The sequence below is a fragment of the Vibrio ostreae genome (assembly GCF_019226825.1).
In the GTDB taxonomy this organism is placed as follows: Bacteria; Pseudomonadota; Gammaproteobacteria; order Enterobacterales; family Vibrionaceae; genus Vibrio; species Vibrio ostreae.
Map to the genome: position 1 here is coordinate 201285 of NZ_CP076643.1, position 19160 is coordinate 220444.

Genomic DNA, 19160 nt, shown 5'->3' on the forward strand with positions numbered 1-19160 from the left:
AAAGTATTATTGATTGAACTATAACTAACGGTTAAGTTAAGCCTTAAGTTTTGTTATGGCTAGTCGATATATACACAATGATGGATCAAATAATAATAAATGACTTTTTATTGATTGCAGTTAATCGCTACAAGCTTATGAGTTGAGGGAAGATATGAGATTTAGCCAAAAAATTGTGGCCGCTTCATCGGCGCTACTGTTACTGATTATATTGCTGTTATCGATTCAGCAGCTGAGCACAGTGCGCACAGAAGTCGAGTCTTTGGTTAACAGCAGCCTGAAGGAGATGGTTGCCGGGGTAAATAACACGATTACCGCACAGATGACCAGTAAAAAGGCGCTGGCTCAGTCCACCACCGAAGTTCTGGAACTGGATCCGCAGAACCGCACTTACGTTAAAAACGTGTTGGAAAAACCGGCACTGAAAGGCAGTTTCCTGGCGGTCGGTCTTGGCTATCAAGCCGACGGCAGTGTGGTTGAAAATGACGATGGCTGGGAGCCAAGCGGCGATTATGATCCGCGTAAACGCCCTTGGTTTATGGCCGCCAAGCAAGAGCGTAAGCTAACGCTGACTGCGCCGTATGTTGATGTATCAACTAAGAAAACCATTATGTCTATCGGTACGCCGGTGTTTGACAACGGTCAGTTTGTCGGTGGCATGTTCTACGATCTTGAGCTGACCAAGCTGGCAGATCTTATTAACTCCATTAACCTTTTCGATGCCGGTTACCTGTTCATCGTTACCGCCGATGGCACCACTATCGCGCACCCGACCACGGCGAACAACGGCGAGAAGCTGAGCAGCTATCTGCCACAGGTCACCATTACTCCAGGAACGCAGGAAATAGAGATTGATGGTAATCCGTTTATGGTCAACTTCACCAAGGTGCCAAGTGAAAACTGGTACATAGGTGCGATTGTCGATGAAAATAAGGCTTACGATGCAGTGGATACGTTGCGTACTAATAGCATCATTTACACTGTGATTGGCGTATTGGTGAGTATCGTCGGCCTGAGCTTGCTGATTAAGTTCCTGATGCGTCCGCTGGGTACGCTCAATGAAGCGATTAAAGATGTCGCGTCCGGTCAGGGTGATTTAACCAAACGTCTCAGTACGGACACCGATAAAGAGTTTGCTGAGCTGGCACAGGGCTTCAATACCTTTACCGAAGCACTGCAAAAGCAGATTCAGCAGTCCAAGGCGATTGGCGTAGAAATCATGCATGGTGCTGAGCAAACCATGGGAACAGTGCAGGGCTCTGCGGCGGCGATGCGCGATCAACTGCAGGAGCTTGAGCAGTTGGCAACCGCGATGCACGAGATGGCGGTGACAGCAACGGAAGTGGCCAATAACGCCCAAGGGGCCGCTTCAGCGGCGAAAGAAGCCGACGATGCGACCGTGGAAGGTTCACGTGTGGTGAGTGATACCGCCCAGTCGATTGACCGTTTGTCCGCTCATATTGAGATGGCGGTGGAAGAGGTGCGCGGTCTGGAATCGGCGACATCCAATATCGAAACCATCTTGAAAGTGATCAACGATATTGCCGATCAGACCAATTTGCTGGCGCTGAACGCGGCGATTGAAGCTGCCCGTGCCGGTGAGTCTGGCCGAGGTTTTGCTGTGGTTGCCGATGAAGTTCGGACCCTGGCGCAACGTACTCAGCAATCGACGACGGAAATCCGCAGCATGATTGAACAGTTACAGGCGGGTGCAGGTTCCGTTTCTGTGGCGATGAAAGAGAGCAAGTCGACCGCAGAAGATGCCGTGGAAAAAGCTCAGCTGGCGGATGAAGCGCTGCAGCGTATCCGCGCGTCAATTCAGCAGATCAGTGATATGAATATGCAAATTGCTTCTGCGGCGGAAGAGCAGAGCCTGGTTGCGGAAGAGATCAACAGCAATACGGTGAAAATTAAAGACCTGTCGACTCAGGTATCGGAATCTGCGCAAGAGGCGAGTATTTCGATGCAGGCCCAGACAGAAAATGTGCGTGAGCAAGACGCCATTCTGAACAAGTTTATTGTCTGAGTGGTGTACAGCTTCACACAAAAAAAGGGCCAGTCTTGTGACTGGCCCTTTGACTATTTATGCATTTTTCTCATTGAGATAATTAAGAACAACTTCGTGATGATCTTTGGTTTTGAACTTATTAAATACATGTTCAATTGTGCCGTTTTCATCAATCAGAAAACTGATGCGGTGCAGGCCATCGTACACCTTACCCATGAATTTTTTCTCGCCCCATACGCCAAACTGTTCCGCTACGGCATGGTCTTCATCTGACAGCAGCGTGAAGTTGAGATTGTCGCGTTCAATGAATTTGCCCAGACGTTTAACCGGATCAATGCTGACACCCAGAACGACCACATTGTGCGCATCCAGTTCTGCTTTGACATCACGCATTCCTTGTGCCTGGACAGTACAGCCCGGAGTCATGGCTTTCGGGTAAAAGTAGAACAGCACTTTTTTACCGGCAAAGTCAGACAAAGAGACCGTATTACCATCCTGATCGGGAAGCGCAAAAGCCGGTGCTGGTGAGCCTGCGGTTAGTGTATTCATCATCCTTCCTTTTATTGCTTGTTCAGAGACTGTTTTTAATAAAGTTCAGCGAACCTTTGACCTGTAATTGAGCGCACACCGCATCAAAATCTTCCTGCAGTTGCATCAGATTACAATTACCGTCGACATGCGCGGTGATCGCGAGCTGGAACTGGTCGCGTTCACTTTCAAGTTTTTGCTTATCGATGGTCTGGGCACTGAGTGAGGCCATACCGATATTACGTTCGGCAAAAAACTGGGTGAACTTTTCAGTCAGCCCGGGCTTGTCATCGGACTCGACGTAAATGTCTACGATGTAAGCGTTGTTTTGGCTCACATGAGGTGAGGTGCGTTTCATCATGGTGATCAGCTCCTGCTCCTGCCCCAGTAACGGCAGCAAGGTTTCCACCCGTGTGACACTGTTGGCATTGCCCGACACTAACATAATCAGGGTAAATTCGTTTCCGAACAAGGCGATACGACTGTCGATGATATTGCATCCGGCCTGAGTCACCAGTTTGATCACCTGATTACAGATGCCTGGTCGGTCGCTTCCTACTGCGGTAATTACTAAATGTTGAGTCATAGCATCACTTCGCTGAATTTTTCCGGCATGTTAACACAGTTAAAGTATAGAGAAAGCGCACCAAAACGTCTTTTTCTGTGCGACGACAAAGCGTTATTTTGACATACCCGAAAGTGATAAAAATAAACCCTCTATAACGCGACAATTATCCTTTGCATGCAGTGATTTCATGATACAGTCGGGAAAGCAGGCATAGAGCCTTTACCAAGTTGCGGTTCGCATCGAGCGCAGAAAGGGGTGTCTTTGGGCATAAATGACCACCGTTTGACATCCGGTGGTTTGTACTGTGTATAAAGCAGAGTACAGAATAGAATGAGCTTAAAATCTGACATCTGATAAATATTCACTCATAAGGGCTATTTAAGCGGTTTGCCCCTCTTGTGTTTTTCAAGCGCCATGCAGTACCATGCAAGAGTTATCAATCTAGGGAGATAGACATGTTTTCAGGAAGTATCGTCGCGTTAATTACACCTTTTAATTCAGACGGTGAGGTCGATTATCGTAGCCTGAAAAAGCTGGTCGATTACCATATCGATGCTGGCACTGACGGAATCGTTTCTGTGGGGACGACCGGTGAATCAGCCACCCTCTCGATCGAAGAGCATGTCAAAGTTGTGGAGAAAACTGTTGAGTTTTCCGACGGGCGTATTCCGGTCATTGCGGGCACTGGTGCGAATGCAACCCACGAATCAGTGACCTTCAGCCGACTACTGAACAATACCGGCATCTCAGGTTACCTGAGTGTGACGCCGTACTACAACAAACCGACTCAGGAAGGTTTGTATCAGCATTACAAAGTGATTTCTCAGGAAACCGACGTGCCGGTTATCCTCTACAACGTACCTGGCCGTACCGCGGTTGACATGAAACCAGAAACAGTGGCTCGTGTTGCGGAACTAAAAAACATTGTCGCACTCAAAGATGCAACAGGTGATTTGAGCCGTGTTGCCCTGCACCGTGAACTGTGTGGTAAAGATTTCGATCTGCTCAGTGGTGATGACGCGACCGGCCTCGAGTTTGTAAAACTGGGTGGTCAGGGTGTCATTTCGGTGACCAACAACGTTGCAGCTGCAGACATGGCAAAAATGATGCGTCTGGCGCTGGAAGGTAAGTTTGAAGAAGCTGAAGTGATTAACCAGCGTCTGATGGCGCTGCACAAAGGTTTGTTTGTTGAGTCCAGTCCGATTCCGGTTAAATGGGCTGCTCACAAAATGGGTCTGATTGCAGAAGGTGATCTGCGTCTACCTTTAACGGAACTCTCTGAACAAGCTCGTCCACTTGTTGCCCAAGCAATGACAGAAGCCTGTATTTTCTAAGGCACTATCCAGTACAATGCCGGGGTTTTCATACCCCGGTACATTTTAGGAGTTTCAATGAAGTTATCGCGTCAGCTGGTGGTTGGGTCACTGGCTGTTTTGGTGTTGAGTGCCTGTTCAAGCAGCCCAACGCAACGCCGCCAGGCCAAAGATGATTTTGCCTATCTAGAGACTAAAGATTTTAAACAGTGGGCATTGCCTGAAGGGGCGACGCCGCAGTTTTATCCCGATTACGATATTCCTCAAGGTGATTTCAAAGGTGGTGTCGGCACTGTGGTCGATATTCGTCCGCCGCAACAGGTGCTGGAACTTATTCCAGGCGCCAGAGCCGAAAGCCAGAATGGCAAAGTCACTTTGTGGATGATCCGTAAAGATGAAGCCGATCAAGTGTGGCAGACTGCACTGACGATGATGCGTGAGCATAAAATTAAAGCGCGTCAACAATCAGACACCCAAGTTGAAACTGACTGGGTGAACTGGGTCTCGGAAGATGAAGATGCCGAAATCGGCAGCCGTTACGAACTGAGCCGGGTCGAAGCGAATAACCGTTATGGTTTCTCGGTCGCCCTGATCGACTGGCAGCAGGCTGGTGAGCGTCAGGCGGTCTCTATGACCAATAAAGAACGTTATAGCGTGTTGATGACCAACCTGGTGACCGCTCGATACGATCAGGAAGTGCGCGCGGAAGCGGAGCGTAAAGCTCAGGCGCTGGTGAAACAGATCCCGATCTCTATGGGTGCTGACCGCAGTGGCTTCCCGGTCATTATTGCTCGCTCTCCTTATAATGTTTTGTGGCCTCGACTGCCGGAGCTGTTGCCTCGCATGGGCTTTACTCTGGAAGAACGTAATCAGTCACAAGGTACGATTAAGGCTAAATATGCCGCGCCGGATGATGAGTTCTGGCAGCAAATCGGTGTGAAACCAATGAACCTCAAGGCGGGTACTTATACCTTCCTGTTTGGTGATTTGGGTAACCGCACGTCAATCAACGTGACAGATTCAGCGGGTAAACCGGTTGAGGAAGCGCTGTTGAAAGAGATGATGCCGGTGCTGGCGGCGATTTCGGAGCGCAGTAAAACGCAATAAAGGCTTTATTGACGTTACATCGTTATAAACAACAAAAGGGACGCATCAGCGTCCCTTTTTACTGTCATTGCACTTTATTATTGCATTTTATCACTGTGTGATCGCTTATCCTCACTGGCCGGGTCTTGCGCTGACTCGGGCTGCGCCGCTGATTCTCCGTGGCGCGCTTTATCCAGTTCATTGAGCTTGTCCAGTTCGCTTTTTGGCCGCTTTTCGCCAAACTTGACCGTATTGGCCGTCTGTTTCAATGCTGCAATATTGCCGACGAACACAAATATCACCAGCAGGGTGATAACCCAGGGATTGAGTAAGAAGTCTATCATCTCAGTCACTATCGCAAATATGGCTAATAAATTGAGTGTAGATCTGATTGAGGTGTTCGCGCACCCACTGTTTCGCCAAAATGGGCGCCTGTTCTAACTGCTGATCCAGGATTTGCGGCGTGAGGGCACTCAGACATTCACGTGCGGTCGCACGGTGGCTGATATGCCAGGGTTCAAATGCCACTCCGGAACCATGCTGCTGGTAAGGGAAAAAGAAGCCGAAGCGGTGCAGGTTGCATTGCAGCCATTGATAAAAAGGCCGCTGATGGGCTTCTAAGTACTCCCAGGGCTCAAGTTGCAGCGTTTGTCCCTCAGGCAGGGCATGACGGTCAAAGACATCAAAATCACTGCCCCAATGATGACGGCTGCCACCGGGCAGGGCGGACCAGCGCAGGATGGCCTGCGCCTTTTCATCTTGCGATAATCGCGCCGTATCTAACGGCTGATTATCGGCATCGCGGATCACCGCTTCGCCGTTCATCTTACGGTTCCAGATCGCGAGCTGACGTTCAAACGAGCGAAAACCGCTGGCAATATTGAAATTAAAGCCGGCCGCATCGGCGGCTTGTTTCAACGCCAGCAAATCGGCGCTGACCTGTGGGTGGACCAGAAAGGCTTTCTGGCCTACCACGACTTCGGTCAGGTGTGACTCGGTTTGCCCGGTCAGCTGCTCCGCGGTCATCATTGCGCGAGCAGGTTCTCGAGAGTTTTCTGATACATATCAGTCAGCTTTTCCAGATCCGCAATGTTCACGCACTCGTTGACTTTGTGGATAGTGGCGTTAACCGGACCCAGTTCCACGACCTGCGCTCCCATGCGGGCGATAAAACGGCCGTCTGAAGTCCCGCCTGTGGTCAGCAGTTGCGGCTGCTGATGGTTAACTTCACTGACCGCTTTAACCACCGCATCGCGCAGAGCACCGGTATCGGTCAGGAACGGATGACCGCTCAGTGTCCATTTCAGATCGTACTCAAGACCGTGCGCATCCAGAGTTGAGTGTACGCGACGTTTGATCTCTTCATCGCTCAGTTCGGTACTGAAACGGAAGTTAAACTGGACATTAAACTCACCCGGAATCACGTTGGAGGCGCCGGTACCGGCATGCAGATTCGGGATCTGGAAGCTGGTTGGCGGGAAGTATTCATTACCCTCATCCCAGGTGGTCGCAGCCAGTTCTGCCAGAGCAGGCAGTGCCTGATGAACCGGGTTATTGGCCAGATGCGGGTAGGCCACGTGGCCCTGGGTACCGTTTACAGTCAGATCACCAGTAATTGAACCGCGACGGCCGTTCTTGACCACATCACCCACGTAACGCGTGCTGGATGGCTCGCCGACAATGCACATGTCGATTTTCTCGTCACGTGCCATCAGGGTGTCGACCACACGCGTGGTACCGTTGATGAACGGCCCCTCTTCGTCAGAGGTGATCAGGAAGGCGATTGAGCCTTTGTGATCCGGATTTTCAGCGATGAAGCGCTCCACGGCCACCACCATACAGGCCAGTGAGCCTTTCATATCCGCAGCGCCACGGCCATGCAGGTGGCCGTCTATAACGGTCGGTTCGAACGGAGGCGTATGCCATTGCGCCAGCGGTCCGGCCGGTACGACGTCAGTGTGACCGGCAAAAGCAAACAGCGGCGCTTCGCTGCCGCGGCGCGCCCAGAAATTGGTGGTGTCTTCAAACACCATCATCTCAATCTCAAAACCGAGTGCTTTAAGACGTTCGATCATCACGTCCTGACATCCCGCATCGAGCGGGGTCACAGACTGGCGGCTGATTAAATCTTTTGCGAGAGCCAGAACAGGGCTGTCTGTCATCCTTGAAATCCTTGTATTTAAGAGAAAAGAGAAGCGTATTGTTCGGCTTTAAAACCGATATGGAGCTGACCATCGACACGCAGAACCGGGCGCTTGATCATCGCGGGTTGTTCAACCAGCAAAGGGACTGCATTGTCCTGATTGAGACCATCTTTCTGTTCTTGTGTCAGTTGACGATAGGTAGTGCCACGTTTGTTGAGTACATTTTCCCAGCCGAGAGCCTGACAAAATTCACTTACCAGATCAGTGTTGACGCCATCTTTACGATAGTCGTGAAACTGATAATCCACACCTTGTGCTTCCAGCCATTTACGCGCTTTTTTGATCGTGTCGCAATTGGGAATACCGTACATAGTGATGGTCATAGGAATCCTTTGAATACTGCTTATTATGAGGTTTGCCAAATCGTAACAGGAAGGCTCCCTTCTGACAAAAGTGTGATGAAACTATTTTAGTGAATTGAAAAATTATGCACTGGGCTACGGCGATTAGCGAGTTATTGATCGAACTCAACACCTTGAACTGCAAAACAGAAATAATGTGCTTAGCATAATTAGGAGGTTATCAATGGAATTGAGTCCTGTATTTGCAAGGCGCCTGTATTTAGCCTTGCTGGTGGAGAGTCTTGAGCGACCGAATGTTCCCAAACTGATTGAGAAGACTGGCTGGCCGCGGCGTACTATTCAGGATGTGATCAAAGCACTGCCGGGGATCGGCATTGAATTGATGTTCATTCAGGATGGCCGGCGTCATAACGATGGCTACTACCAACTGTCTGATTGGGGGCCATTCGACAGCCAGTGGGTACTGGAGCGCAAAACGGCTATCGCTGCCAGCCTGGGTTTCAGTGCCTGAATACGGTCATAAGTCCGACCGACCAGGATGCGTCGTCCGCCAGGGCGGCGCATTTTTTTCATTTCCGTCATTTCCGTCATTGCCGTGTTTATGGTGTCTGTCCTGCTACGTCGTTTTTCTAATATCAGAACACTCGGATTGTGATCCGAGAAGCTAAGTAACGCCTGTTTAACGACTCTGATAACTCAGCGAGTGAAAACGCTATCTCTTTCTCTGGTTCTCTTATTTTAATGATTTCTGTTTTTCTTAAAGCCATTTTTTGCCAATTTTGTGGAAACGTTTACACCTTGAGAGCAGAGTCACAGAAAGTGCGCTTAGGTTGAGGATAAACTGCATCCTATAGTCAACAGACAACGAACAAGAGGTGACAGGTGAACGTTCTTATTACAGGTGGTATGGGATACATCGGCAGCCACACATGTGTACAGATGATAGCGGCCGGTATCACGCCGGTGATTGTCGATAACCTGTGTAATGCCAAGGCAGAAGTACTCAACCGGGTAGAGGCGTTGACCGGTGTACGCCCGCGTTTCTTTGTCGGCGATATTCGCGATGAAGCGTTTTTGGATTCGGTGTTTGCCCAGACGTCAGTCAAGGCGGTGGTCCATTTCGCCGGTCTGAAAGCGGTCGGGGAATCGGTCAGCAAACCGATTGAGTATTACGACAATAATGTCAACGGCACGCTGGTTCTGCTGCGCAGTATGCGCAAAGCCGGAGTGAAAAGTCTTGTCTTCAGTTCATCGGCGACGGTGTACGGCGATCCGCAACAAGTGCCAATCACTGAATCGTCTCCGACCGGTGCCACCACCAATCCGTACGGACGCAGCAAATACATGGTGGAGCAGTGTCTGACCGATCTGTTTGCTGCTGAGCCGGACTGGAGTATCACTCTGCTGCGTTATTTCAATCCGGTCGGTGCTCACCCGTCCGGCAGCATGGGCGAAGACCCGCAAGGAATTCCCAACAACCTGATGCCGTTTATTGCTCAGGTTGCTGTCGGGCGCCGTGACAAACTGGCGGTGTTCGGTGATGACTATGCCACGCCGGACGGTACCGGCGTGCGTGACTATATCCATGTGATGGATCTGGCCGATGGCCATATTGCCGCACTGGATAAAGCCGGTTCTGAGGCCGGATTGCATATTTTTAACCTCGGCACAGGGAAAGGGTCGAGTGTACTGGATATGGTCAATGCGTTCAGCGATGCCTGTGGTCAGCCGGTGCCTTATGAGATCTGCCCGCGTCGTCCCGGTGATATTGCCGAATGCTGGGCCAGTACCGAAAAAGCCCGTCAGCAACTGGGCTGGCAGGCAACACGCAGTGTGGCTGAAATGACCAGAGATACCTGGCGCTGGCAGTCACAAAACCCGCAAGGTTATCAGGACTAACGGCCCATACATTGTTTAGGTAAGCACAGATGACAAATCTTAAATTTAATCCGGTGGATCATCCACACCGCCGCTATAACCCTTTGACCGGACAATGGGTATTGGTCTCTCCCCATCGAGCCAAGCGCCCGTGGAGCGGTCAGGACGAAACACCGTCTACCGCCCAGTTACCGAGCTATGAGCAGCACTGTTTTCTCTGTCCGACCAACGCCCGGATTTCGGGCGATGTTAACCCGGATTATTCGGGGACTTATGTGTTCAATAATGATTTTGCAGCGTTAATGACGGATTCACCGCAAGCTCCGCAGTCGGACAGTCCGCTGTTTAAAATTCAGGGTGTGACCGGTTTGAGCCGGGTGATTTGCTTCTCACCGGATCACAGCAAAACCCTGCCAGAACTTCCGCTGGCGGGAATTCGCGCCGTGATTGACACCTGGAATGAGCAGATTGAAGAGCTGGGTAAAGAGTACCTCTGGGTGCAGGCGTTTGAGAACAAGGGTGAAACCATGGGTTGCTCGCAGCCGCACCCGCATGGCCAGATTTGGGCCAACAGTTTCTTACCCAATGAAATTGAGCGTAAAGAAGCCCATCTTAACGCCTATTACCAGCAACATGGCACTAACCTGCTGGTGGATTATGTTCAGGCAGAGCTGGCTGACGGTTCACGCATCGTGGTGGAAACGGAGCATTGGGTGGCACTGGTGCCTTACTGGGCTGCCTGGCCGTTTGAAACCATGCTGCTGCCCAAGGCCCATGTTCGCCGCATGAATGAACTGAGCGACGAGCAACGTGATGATCTGGCGCTGGCGATTAAAAAGCTCACCAGTCGTTACGATAACCTGTTCCAGTGCTCTTTCCCGTATTCAATGGGCTGGCATTATGCGCCGTTTTTCAGTGCCGGAACCGATATAGAACACTGGCAGTTACATGCACTGTTCTATCCGCCTCTGCTGCGCAGTGCCACAGTGCGCAAGTTTATGGTTGGTTATGAAATGCTGGCTGAAACCCAGCGCGATCTGACCGCGGAACAAGCGGCGCAGCGTTTGCGTGATGTCGCGGACATCCACTACAAAGAACAAGCCTGATTAGTCGGTACGGCGTGCTTTAAGGCGCCGTCCTTAACCAAAGAGAATTTAATGATGTCTGATCTTAAACACACGGTAAGCGCGTCTTTCCACGCCGCGTTCGGCTGTCAGCCAAGCCATATTATTCAAGCTCCGGGACGGGTCAACCTGATCGGTGAACATACCGATTATAATGACGGCTTTGTCCTGCCGTGCGCCATCGACTATCAGACTGTCGTGGCCGCGAAAAAACGCGATGACAATGTAGTACGTGTCGTGGCCTGTGACTATGACAACCAGATGGACGAATTTACCCTTGATGGTGAAATCCGTTTTGTGGATGACAAAATGTGGGCCAATTACATCCGTGGTGTTGTGCTTTGCCTGCGCGAACGCGGCCAGATTTTCCGCGGGGTTGATCTGGCGGTCAGCGGCAACGTACCCCAAGGAGCAGGGCTGAGTTCCTCAGCGGCGCTGGAAGTGGTGATAGGTCAGACCTTTAAAGAGCTGTACCAGTTGCCGTTGTCACAAGCGGAGATCGCACTCAATGGTCAGCAGGCCGAAAACGAATTTGTCGGTTGTAACTGCGGCATTATGGACCAGCTGATTTCCGCTCAGGGCGAGGATAATCATGCGCTGCTGATTGATTGCCGCAGCCTGGAAACCGAGGCGGTTTCGATGCCGCAGGACATGGCGGTGGTGATCATTAACTCCAACAAGCAGCGCGGGCTGGTTGGCAGTGAATACAACACCCGCCGTCAGCAATGTGAGCAGGCCGCGCAGTGGTTCGGCGTCAAAGCTCTGCGCGATGTCAGCCTGGAGCAGTTCAATGCCCGCAGCGCCGGGCTCGATGAAATGGTGGCCAAACGCGCCCGTCATGTGATCAGTGAAAATGCCCGCACTTTACAGGCGGCGCAGGCGCTGCGTAACGGTGATATGGTCGTTCTGGGGCAACTGATGGCCGAATCCCACGCTTCCATGCGCGATGATTTTGAAATCACCGTGAGTGAAATTGATACCCTGGTCGACATTGTAAAACAGGTGATCGGTGAGCAGGGCGGCGTACGTATGACTGGGGGGGGTTTGGCGGTTGTGTGGTCGCGCTGGTTCCGCCGCTGCTGGTAGATAAGGTCACCAGCGCGGTTGCTGAGCGCTATCAGGCTGCGACCGGACTGAAGGAAAGTATCTATGTCTGCCAGGCTAAATCAGGGGCGGGGTTGATGGCGGTGCTGTAATCAGCACCGGTTTAAGTTGTTCTCACTGTTTTAGGTTTTCTATAGCCAGTTACCCATGGCAACATCTTGAGCATAGTCGCGTTGCCTTGTAGGGAGTGGCGCGGCGCGCGAACTGCATTTTCGGGGGAGAAAGCAGTGCGTTGTGGCAAGATTGTTGATCATGGGTTTTTTTATGATTGATCAGGCGCTGTTGCGTGCACAATCAGTACGTGGCCTGCCTGCCAGAACGAAAAAGCTCACTTTGTCAGTGAGCTTTTGGGGGAGAACTTTTCTTGGTAGGCAGCGGCGTCAGACGCTTAATCTGCCATAGTCCCTGCGACGGAATCACGTTTGACCATAGTCGGAGAGTAGCGTTTCGGACTGGTGTCCGCTTCCGCCGGCTGTTTGGCCAGGTACAGGGCGAGCTGGGCCGCATTTTCCGCCATCATCTGAATCGGATAACGTACTGTGGTCAGGCGCGGTTTAACGTAGCGCGCAATCAGTCCGTCATCAAAGCCGACAATCGAAATCTGATGCGGAACCGCAATGCCGTTTTCTTCCATCACTGACAGGGCGCCAGCGGCCATATTGTCGTTGTAGGCGACGATGGCGCTGATCTCGAGCCCTTTACTGAGCAGATTGAGCATCGCCTGCTCACCACCTTCACTGCTCGGATCGCCATATTCAACATAGCTGTCAGGCTGGGCTAAGCCATGCTCCTGCAGCGCATCGCGATAACCGCTCAGCCGTTCGTCCACATCCGTTATCTGATGGCTGGAAGCGATAAACGCGATTTTGCTGTGTCCCTGGCGAATGAGAAAATCCGTCGCCAGATGCGCACCTTTGTGGTTGTCGAGATAGATGCAGCGCTCAGCCAGTTCGGGGATAAAACGGTTGATGATCACCATGCCCGGCGCTTCTTGGGCAAAGGCAATCAGTTCGTCATCACTCAGCGCTTTAGCGTGGATCACCAGCGCATCGCAGCGGTTGTTGATCAGCAGTTCGATAGAGCGGCGCTCATCTTCCGGGTTATGGTAACCATTACCGACCAGCAGATGCTTGCCGTGCTGGCGCGCGACCGTATCTACAGCTTTGACCAGAGTGCCGAAAAACGGATCAGACACATCCGATACCAGCACGCCCATCGTCTGGGTACTCTGGCTAACCAGAGCCCGCGCGGCGGCATTGGGGCGATAGCCGAGTTCACTCATTGCTTTAGTGACAGCGTCAATCGACGCCTGACTCGCTTTCGGTGATTTATTGATCACGCGCGATACGGTGGCGACGGATACGCCGGCGGCCTTTGCTACGTCTTTGATGGTTGCCATGGGCTGTAAACCTTTTTAATCTGTACTGAACTCTCTATGAGCAGTTAATACTGAGTTAGAGTGGTTTCCGCGTTTTTATCCTTCCTAAAATCAAGAGGATGGTAAAGTCAAAAATAAACTTAAATTTGCGGTTAATTATCGGATCGATGCTTTAATGTCTGTAGTCATACATTCTTTATACTTTTACTCATAAAGTTTTTAGGTGAATTATGCAAAAGAGAGTAAAAGAGGCTCAGCTAAAAAGACGGAGAAGACCAGTTTCGAGCCAATCAGTGGTTTCTTTTCAATATGCTAAATAGTACCTCAATGTGCCCATGAGTGGTACCACATTTCCTCTATGTGATATTGAATGTGGGGTAACATTCAGTCTATCTAACACTTTGTTTAAAAAGGTTTTTATTTGCGTATGGTTTCTGTGTTGATATGAGTGCGTGGAATGATGTTCGCAACAGTTGAGCGTCTAACTAAGATTGGTAGAAAAAGTCGATTTTGCTGTGCAATTGATTGAGATTCAAGCAGTTGATTAGATAGCTTAACCGCTTCGGCTGCCATAATTTGAATAGGGTAGCGGATAGTAGTTAATCTTGGATATATATAACGTGCAATGAGCCCATCGTCGAAACCGACAATTGAAACGTCTTCTGGTATACGAATCTCATTTTCCTGCAGCATTGCCATACATCCAGCCGCCATATAATCGTTGTAGGTAGCCACTGCTGTCAGCGGGATGTTTTTCGCCATGAGATTTACCATGGCTTGTTCACCGCCTTTTTCATCTGGTTCTTCGAATTCTATATAATAATCTCTTTGGGCAAGACCATAGTAACTTAGTGCATCGCGATACCCATTTAGGCGGTCATGGGCATCTGTGATGTTGTGGCTTGAACAAATATAGCCAATATCACGATGGCCATTTTTGATTAAATGTTCTGTAGCCAGAAAGGAGCCTTTATAGTTATCAAGAGCAACGCAACGATCTTCCAAGCCAGCGACAATCCGGTTAATGAACACCATACCTGGTATTTCTGCTGCTAGCTTATAAAGCTCTTCATCGCTCATTCCTTTACTATGAACGACCATGGACTCACACTGGCTGTTTAATAGAAGCTCGATGGCATTACGTTCTTTATCTGAGTTATGGTAGCCGCTTCCGATAAGTAGCTGCTTACCTTGTTCACTAGCTACAGTATCAATGGCTTTAACCATAGCGCCAAAAAAAGGGGCCGAAACATCATTTACCACCACACCAATAGTATTGGAAGCCTTGTTAACCAGAGCTCTGGCATTAGCATTCGGACGATAGCCTAGTTGGTTCATTGCTAATTGTACGGCTTGAATCGCAGAAGGACTGGTATGGGGGGATTTATTAATCACTCGTGATGCTGTCGCAATAGACACGCCAGCAGCTTTAGCTACATCTTTAATGGTGGCCATTATCTTCTCTTCGTAACTCGAACACCTTATTTAACCGTGTGTAGCTCAAAAAACCAAGCGAGAGAGTGAGACATAGTGCGTGTTTGCAAACATTAGCCCTAGAAATATCCCCGCCAGCAGAGCGGGGATATTTTGCCAAGGTTAACTTTTTGGACTCATTGATAGTTTGTAATGATAATTTTTTTTGTTTAATTGATATTCCGGGTGAACGCTGGGGCTCCAGGAGTCATCGCCACCCACGCCCATCTGTTGATGGTCAATACACAAATAGATTTGATTTTGCGCAAACAGTTCATTGGTGTGTTTAGCCTGTGCTAATTGTTGTCCTCCAAATTGACTGACTGTGAACAAGAAATCACCCTTTATACTGATATTATTTAAGGTCAGTTTTTCTGTGCCACACCGCAAACCATTATCTGTTGGAAAAATATACGGGGTGTGCATCTGCTCCAGGGTTTTTGTGTGTAATCCAAACCGGGCGGCAGAGCAGCGATCCGGATAGTTTTCAAATGGACCAAGTCCGAGCCAATTTATTTCAGGACATTCCACCAACAGTGGCAACTGCATTTCCAGTCCAATTCTTGGCATTGGAGGTAAATGATCTGCTAGTTCCACATTAACATTGAGTTCTATTTCACCTTGGTTATTCACGTCGTATATCCACTGGGTAATCGCCTGGATTTTACCGTGATAAGTGTAAGTATAGGTTGTGGTTACACGCACTGTATGTGTTAGTGTTTCACTAACGCAGCTAACGCATTGTCTTTCCCAATGGCCGATGCCTGCATTATCCCATCGGCATATCCACGAGTTAGGGTCAACATTATCAATTTCACTTATACCAATATCGTTATCTAATGGCGCGCGGAAAAAGTTATCGTGAGGAGACGTTAACAGATGTTGGATACCGTCTGTTGTCCATTGTGTCATTAAGCCCGTATTTGAGTCCCATTGCCATTGGTGTCTGCCGTCGCTACTGGATAGCTGAATCCACTGGTTATTCTTAGTAACTTGCGGGGGCATTGTTGTCATTGGTTCTGCTAAACGCAGTCCGGATTCGTTAGATAAGCGAATCTGTTCGGTTGCAATCACATAACCTGCGTCTGCCCACTGAGTATCGGCCACTAATTGGATATCTATATTGAGGTGATACTGTGCGCCAGGCTTGTGCTGCCAATCCCAAGATAGCTCCAGCGCTTGCGAACTGTCGGGTAATATATCGAGTTGTTTTGTACCGGATATAACTACCAAACCATCTTCCAGGACAGACCAGGTTAACATTTCGTTATCTGTGGCTCGGAATAAGTTTTCATTGGTGACCTGCAGGCTGCAGCCATTATGAAACTGCTTGTGCAGGGCAACTGTGATCATACGCTGACAGTACTTGGCTTCTTCTAATGCCGGATGTATGGTGCGATCCGGGAAAAGTAATCCATTGATACAGAATTGGCGATCATTTATTTTATCGCCAAAGTCACCGCCATAGGCCCAGTAGTGAACTCCGTTTTCATCCCATTGACTCAGGCCTTGATCCACCCAGTCCCATATAAATCCGCCTTGCAGACGAGGGAACTCTCGGAACGCCTGCCAGTAATCGGAGAAGCTTCCCAAACTATTACCCATAGCATGAGCGTATTCGCACAGAATTAGCGGACGTGTTTCATTCGGAAGTGATATCCATTTTTTTATTGCCCATTTAGGAACAGCTTCATCCTCAAGAGTCGTGTCAGTGCGTGCATACATAGGGGCTATAATGTCTGTTGCTGTAGTGTTTGAACCTCCGCCTTCGTACTGTACCGGGCGAGAAGGGTCAAATTGCTTAGACCAGGCGTACATGGCATTGTGGGTACTGCCATGGCCAGATTCATTGCCCAGAGACCAAATAATGATCGAAGGATGGTTTTTATCGCGAAACACCATTTGGGTATAGCGGCTCATGTAAGCATGTGCCCATAAGGGATCGGATGACAATCGATTCATGGGTTGCATACCATGCGTTTCAATATTTGCTTCATCACAGACATAGAGTCCATATTCGTCACAAAGCTCATACCAACGAGGATGATTTGGATAGTGAGATGTGCGCACCGCATTAAAGTTGTTTTGTTTCATCAACTTTATGTCACGCAGCATCGCTTCTTCGGTCATCACGTGACCAAGTTCTGGGTGATGCTCATGCCGATTGACACCACGAATGAGTAACGCTTTGCCATTCAGGGTTAGTTGACCTGCTTTGAGTTCCACCTTGCGGAAACCAACTTGATAAGCTTCACTTTCAATATGTTCCCCGTGTTCATTGAGCAGAGAAACAACCACTCGATAGAGATGAGGTGTCTCGGCGCTCCATTGTTTAGGCTCCTGAACCTGGAGAGTCTGGAAGACTTTATCTTTATAGGCTCCTCGTTCATCAATACGGCGATTGTGTGGTCTGGCGATATGCGGGTCTGTTACCGCCTGTTTTTCATTAAACAGTTGAATCTGAATCTGGTAGTTGTCGGGAGCATTGATGCGTGTTTCAACAGACAAGATGCCATCTCGATAACAGGCATCCAGATCGGGAGTAATGAAAACATCTTCGATACAGTATTTGGGTTTTGTCAGCAGAGTCACGTCGCGAAATATACCGCTCAGCCACCACATATCCTGATCTTCCAGGTAACTTCCATCGCTCCATCGCATGACCATCACTGCCAGAGTGTTCTCACCGGCAACCAAGTAAGGTGTCAGATCAAACTCGGCTGGAAGACGACTGTCTTGACTATAACCAATCCAGTGACCGTTGCACCATAAGTGGAATGCCGAGTTGACGCCATCAAAAATAATTCTCTGAGTCTGTTGAAGTTCACTTTCTTGCAATGAAAATGAGGTTCGGTAACAGCCGGTTGGATTATCAGCAGGAACAAATGGTGGATTAACCTCAAATGGATATTTGACATTGGCGTAGATAGGTTTGTCGTAGCCTTGAAGCTGCCAGTTTGATGGAACAGTAATGCTATCCCATAGAGAGTCATCGAAAGTTACTAGCGAGAATTGTGCATCAGCCAATTCAGGGGCATCAAATAGTTTGAATTTCCATTGACCGTTTAGTAAACGACGTTGTGCTTCAATGCCATCTCGCGCATGCTCTATCTGTCGGAAACTTGATAATGGGCTATGGGCATTTAGACAGTGGATATTGACTGACTGCGGGTTCTCCCAATCGCGTCTATTTAGTATCTCTGAGAATGACGTCATAGTAATTCCTGTGTGTTGTATGCAGCTCTAGAAATAGGCCTGCGAATTTTCTGTTCTTCGTTGATTTCATCTACTGGGCTAGTTGGTTTAACAAGTAGTCTTTAGCTTGTTTTATACCTGCCTCTGAGGCTTGGGTTGCAATTGCAGCGGCTTGCTTTACGTTGTCATTTTTCAGAGCGTCATCAATTTTTTTCTTGTATGTGGGCCAGAGCAAGTGGTTAGGTTGTTCTATTACTGATATTGGTGAGTTTTGAGAGGTGGCAACTGACTTTAATTCACTCACCAAGCTAAGAAATTCATTATTTTGTGGGCTACTAGTGGTCAGTTCAATATGGCCAAACTCGCTGAAAGAAGCAGTTAAAGGTAACTGTTTTTGTTCGATAATCTGTTGGGTTTGCGCGTATAGTGTCTGCGGGTGTTGTCTGATGATGGTATGCGATAATGCCTGACCATCTGCACTTAACATAAGGTAAGTGGCGTTATTTTTTTGTGGATTTATAGTTATAACAGCTTCAATTCTCTCCAATCCCTGCAGGCTGGTCGGTTTATAGTCAAATTGAACACTGGAGTAGCGTTTAATAAGTCGCCAGTCAGGATCATACACTCGCACTTCAGGAGCAAAGAGCGAATTTTGTGTGATATAGGAGCGAATCATCAAAGACAATGGTTGTGTGGATACCAAGCGATACGTCAATACAGGGACCCGTTTATCGTTATTGGTTTCATCTAACACAGCTAAAGGTAGCAATGGTAAATGGGTATCCATGACCACTTTTTTATGTGAGGGAACGGAAAGTGACGTCATCGGTAACTCAGTGAGTTGAGTACAACATGCTTCGTTGTTTGTCTGAGTATCGAGTTCCTGTTCGGATAAAGTGCTGCAGGCGGTCAGCAGAGATGCAATCATTATACTTATTAAAAAAGGGCGTCTCATTTACAAATCCTCAGTTATAGGGTGGATGGTCCACCCTGTTTTAA

Annotated in this window: 16 protein-coding genes and 1 pseudogene; 7 read left to right on the plus strand and 10 right to left on the minus strand. The window is 49.1% G+C overall.

Annotation, left to right across the window (positions count from 1 at the left end; genetic code table 11):
• Positions 1–154 precede the first annotated feature (154 nt).
• A complete protein-coding gene (locus KNV97_RS07175; protein WP_218562797.1) occupies positions 155–2026 on the plus strand; it encodes a methyl-accepting chemotaxis protein in 1872 nt (623 codons plus the stop codon).
• Positions 2027–2083: 57 nt separating this feature from the next.
• Here KNV97_RS07175 and bcp read toward each other — a convergent pair whose 3' ends face one another.
• Both bcp and KNV97_RS07185 read right to left on the minus strand, forming a co-directional pair.
• Positions 2084–2557 carry a thioredoxin-dependent thiol peroxidase gene (gene bcp, locus KNV97_RS07180; protein ID WP_136482418.1) on the minus strand — a complete coding sequence of 158 codons (474 nt, stop codon included), beginning with the start codon at positions 2555–2557 and terminating at the stop codon, positions 2084–2086.
• 22 nt (positions 2558–2579) lie between these two features.
• Positions 2580–3122 carry a glycine cleavage system protein R gene (locus KNV97_RS07185; RefSeq protein WP_218562798.1) on the minus strand — a complete coding sequence of 181 codons (543 nt, stop codon included), beginning with the start codon at positions 3120–3122 and terminating at the stop codon, positions 2580–2582.
• A 437-nt stretch (positions 3123–3559) separates the two neighbouring features.
• On the opposite strand from KNV97_RS07185, the gene dapA reads away from it, so the two are divergent.
• Entirely contained in the window at positions 3560–4438 is an 879-nt protein-coding gene (dapA, locus tag KNV97_RS07190) for a 4-hydroxy-tetrahydrodipicolinate synthase (RefSeq protein ID WP_136482422.1), read from the plus strand.
• 57 nt (positions 4439–4495) lie between these two features.
• The gene (gene bamC, locus KNV97_RS07195) at positions 4496–5524 is read left to right on the plus strand and encodes an outer membrane protein assembly factor BamC (RefSeq protein WP_136482424.1); all 1029 of its coding nucleotides are present in this window, start codon (positions 4496–4498) and stop codon (positions 5522–5524) included.
• A 77-nt stretch (positions 5525–5601) separates the two neighbouring features.
• On the opposite strand, the gene KNV97_RS07200 is transcribed toward bamC, so the two are convergent.
• From KNV97_RS07200 to KNV97_RS07215, 4 genes are read right to left on the minus strand one after another with little or no spacing between them, the layout of a single operon-like run.
• Positions 5602–5844 carry a DUF2897 family protein gene (locus KNV97_RS07200; RefSeq protein ID WP_206208368.1) on the minus strand — a complete coding sequence of 81 codons (243 nt, stop codon included), beginning with the start codon at positions 5842–5844 and terminating at the stop codon, positions 5602–5604.
• Positions 5845–5848: 4 nt separating this feature from the next.
• The gene (locus KNV97_RS07205; protein WP_218563399.1) at positions 5849–6529 is read right to left on the minus strand and encodes a M15 family metallopeptidase; all 681 of its coding nucleotides are present in this window, start codon (positions 6527–6529) and stop codon (positions 5849–5851) included.
• Positions 6529–7665: a succinyl-diaminopimelate desuccinylase gene (gene dapE, locus KNV97_RS07210; RefSeq protein WP_218562799.1), complete on the minus strand. Its 1137-nt coding sequence runs from the start codon at positions 7663–7665 to the stop codon at positions 6529–6531. Before dapE ends, KNV97_RS07205 begins: the two co-directional genes overlap by 1 nt.
• Before the next feature lie 17 nt (positions 7666–7682).
• Complete coding sequence (locus KNV97_RS07215; RefSeq protein WP_218562800.1) at positions 7683–8030, minus strand: ArsC family reductase; 348 nt, start codon at positions 8028–8030, stop codon at positions 7683–7685.
• A 202-nt stretch (positions 8031–8232) separates the two neighbouring features.
• On the opposite strand from KNV97_RS07215, the gene KNV97_RS07220 reads away from it, so the two are divergent.
• The 4 genes and pseudogenes from KNV97_RS07220 (at position 8233) to galK (ending at position 12207) form a co-directional block, all read left to right on the plus strand.
• Positions 8233–8520 carry a winged helix-turn-helix domain-containing protein gene (locus KNV97_RS07220; RefSeq protein ID WP_136482434.1) on the plus strand — a complete coding sequence of 96 codons (288 nt, stop codon included), beginning with the start codon at positions 8233–8235 and terminating at the stop codon, positions 8518–8520.
• 371 nt (positions 8521–8891) lie between these two features.
• Entirely contained in the window at positions 8892–9908 is a 1017-nt protein-coding gene (galE, locus tag KNV97_RS07225; protein WP_218562801.1) for a UDP-glucose 4-epimerase GalE, read from the plus strand.
• A 29-nt stretch (positions 9909–9937) separates the two neighbouring features.
• A complete protein-coding gene (locus tag KNV97_RS07230) occupies positions 9938–10993 on the plus strand; it encodes a UDP-glucose--hexose-1-phosphate uridylyltransferase (RefSeq protein WP_136482438.1) in 1056 nt (351 codons plus the stop codon).
• A gap of 54 nt (positions 10994–11047) precedes the next feature.
• A pseudogene (gene galK / locus KNV97_RS07235) lies at positions 11048–12207 on the plus strand (galactokinase).
• Between the two features lie 296 nt (positions 12208–12503).
• On the opposite strand, the gene KNV97_RS07240 reads toward galK, so the two are convergent.
• From KNV97_RS07240 to KNV97_RS07255, 4 genes are all read right to left on the minus strand, one after another.
• Positions 12504–13514 (minus strand): substrate-binding domain-containing protein, encoded by a 1011-nt coding sequence (locus tag KNV97_RS07240; protein ID WP_218562802.1) that lies wholly within the window; start codon positions 13512–13514, stop codon positions 12504–12506.
• Between the two features lie 396 nt (positions 13515–13910).
• Positions 13911–14948: a substrate-binding domain-containing protein gene (locus KNV97_RS07245; protein WP_218562803.1), complete on the minus strand. Its 1038-nt coding sequence runs from the start codon at positions 14946–14948 to the stop codon at positions 13911–13913.
• A gap of 141 nt (positions 14949–15089) precedes the next feature.
• Complete coding sequence (locus KNV97_RS07250; protein ID WP_218562804.1) at positions 15090–18182, minus strand: beta-galactosidase; 3093 nt, start codon at positions 18180–18182, stop codon at positions 15090–15092.
• A gap of 70 nt (positions 18183–18252) precedes the next feature.
• On the minus strand, positions 18253–19116 hold the full coding sequence (locus KNV97_RS07255) for a MalM family protein (RefSeq protein WP_218562805.1): 864 nt from the start codon (positions 19114–19116) through the stop codon (positions 18253–18255).
• Positions 19117–19160: the final 44 nt, after the last annotated feature.

What these genes read in the sequence shown, in the direction of transcription:
- KNV97_RS07175 (WP_218562797.1), top strand. Translation starts at nt 155, where the DNA reads ATGAGATTTAGCCAAAAAATTGTGGCCGCTTCATCGGCGCTACTGTTA.
- bcp (WP_136482418.1), bottom strand. Translation starts at nt 2,557, where the DNA reads ATGAATACACTAACCGCAGGCTCACCAGCACCGGCTTTTGCGCTTCCC.
- KNV97_RS07185 (WP_218562798.1), bottom strand. Translation starts at nt 3,122, where the DNA reads ATGACTCAACATTTAGTAATTACCGCAGTAGGAAGCGACCGACCAGGC.
- dapA (WP_136482422.1), top strand. Translation starts at nt 3,560, where the DNA reads ATGTTTTCAGGAAGTATCGTCGCGTTAATTACACCTTTTAATTCAGAC.
- bamC (WP_136482424.1), top strand. Translation starts at nt 4,496, where the DNA reads ATGAAGTTATCGCGTCAGCTGGTGGTTGGGTCACTGGCTGTTTTGGTG.
- KNV97_RS07205 (WP_218563399.1), bottom strand. Translation starts at nt 6,529, where the DNA reads ATGACCGCGGAGCAGCTGACCGGGCAAACCGAGTCACACCTGACCGAA.
- dapE (WP_218562799.1), bottom strand. Translation starts at nt 7,665, where the DNA reads ATGACAGACAGCCCTGTTCTGGCTCTCGCAAAAGATTTAATCAGCCGC.
- KNV97_RS07215 (WP_218562800.1), bottom strand. Translation starts at nt 8,030, where the DNA reads ATGACCATCACTATGTACGGTATTCCCAATTGCGACACGATCAAAAAA.
- KNV97_RS07220 (WP_136482434.1), top strand. Translation starts at nt 8,233, where the DNA reads ATGGAATTGAGTCCTGTATTTGCAAGGCGCCTGTATTTAGCCTTGCTG.
- KNV97_RS07230 (WP_136482438.1), top strand. Translation starts at nt 9,938, where the DNA reads ATGACAAATCTTAAATTTAATCCGGTGGATCATCCACACCGCCGCTAT.
- KNV97_RS07240 (WP_218562802.1), bottom strand. Translation starts at nt 13,514, where the DNA reads ATGGCAACCATCAAAGACGTAGCAAAGGCCGCCGGCGTATCCGTCGCC.
- KNV97_RS07245 (WP_218562803.1), bottom strand. Translation starts at nt 14,948, where the DNA reads ATGGCCACCATTAAAGATGTAGCTAAAGCTGCTGGCGTGTCTATTGCG.
- KNV97_RS07250 (WP_218562804.1), bottom strand. Translation starts at nt 18,182, where the DNA reads ATGACGTCATTCTCAGAGATACTAAATAGACGCGATTGGGAGAACCCG.
- KNV97_RS07255 (WP_218562805.1), bottom strand. Translation starts at nt 19,116, where the DNA reads ATGAGACGCCCTTTTTTAATAAGTATAATGATTGCATCTCTGCTGACC.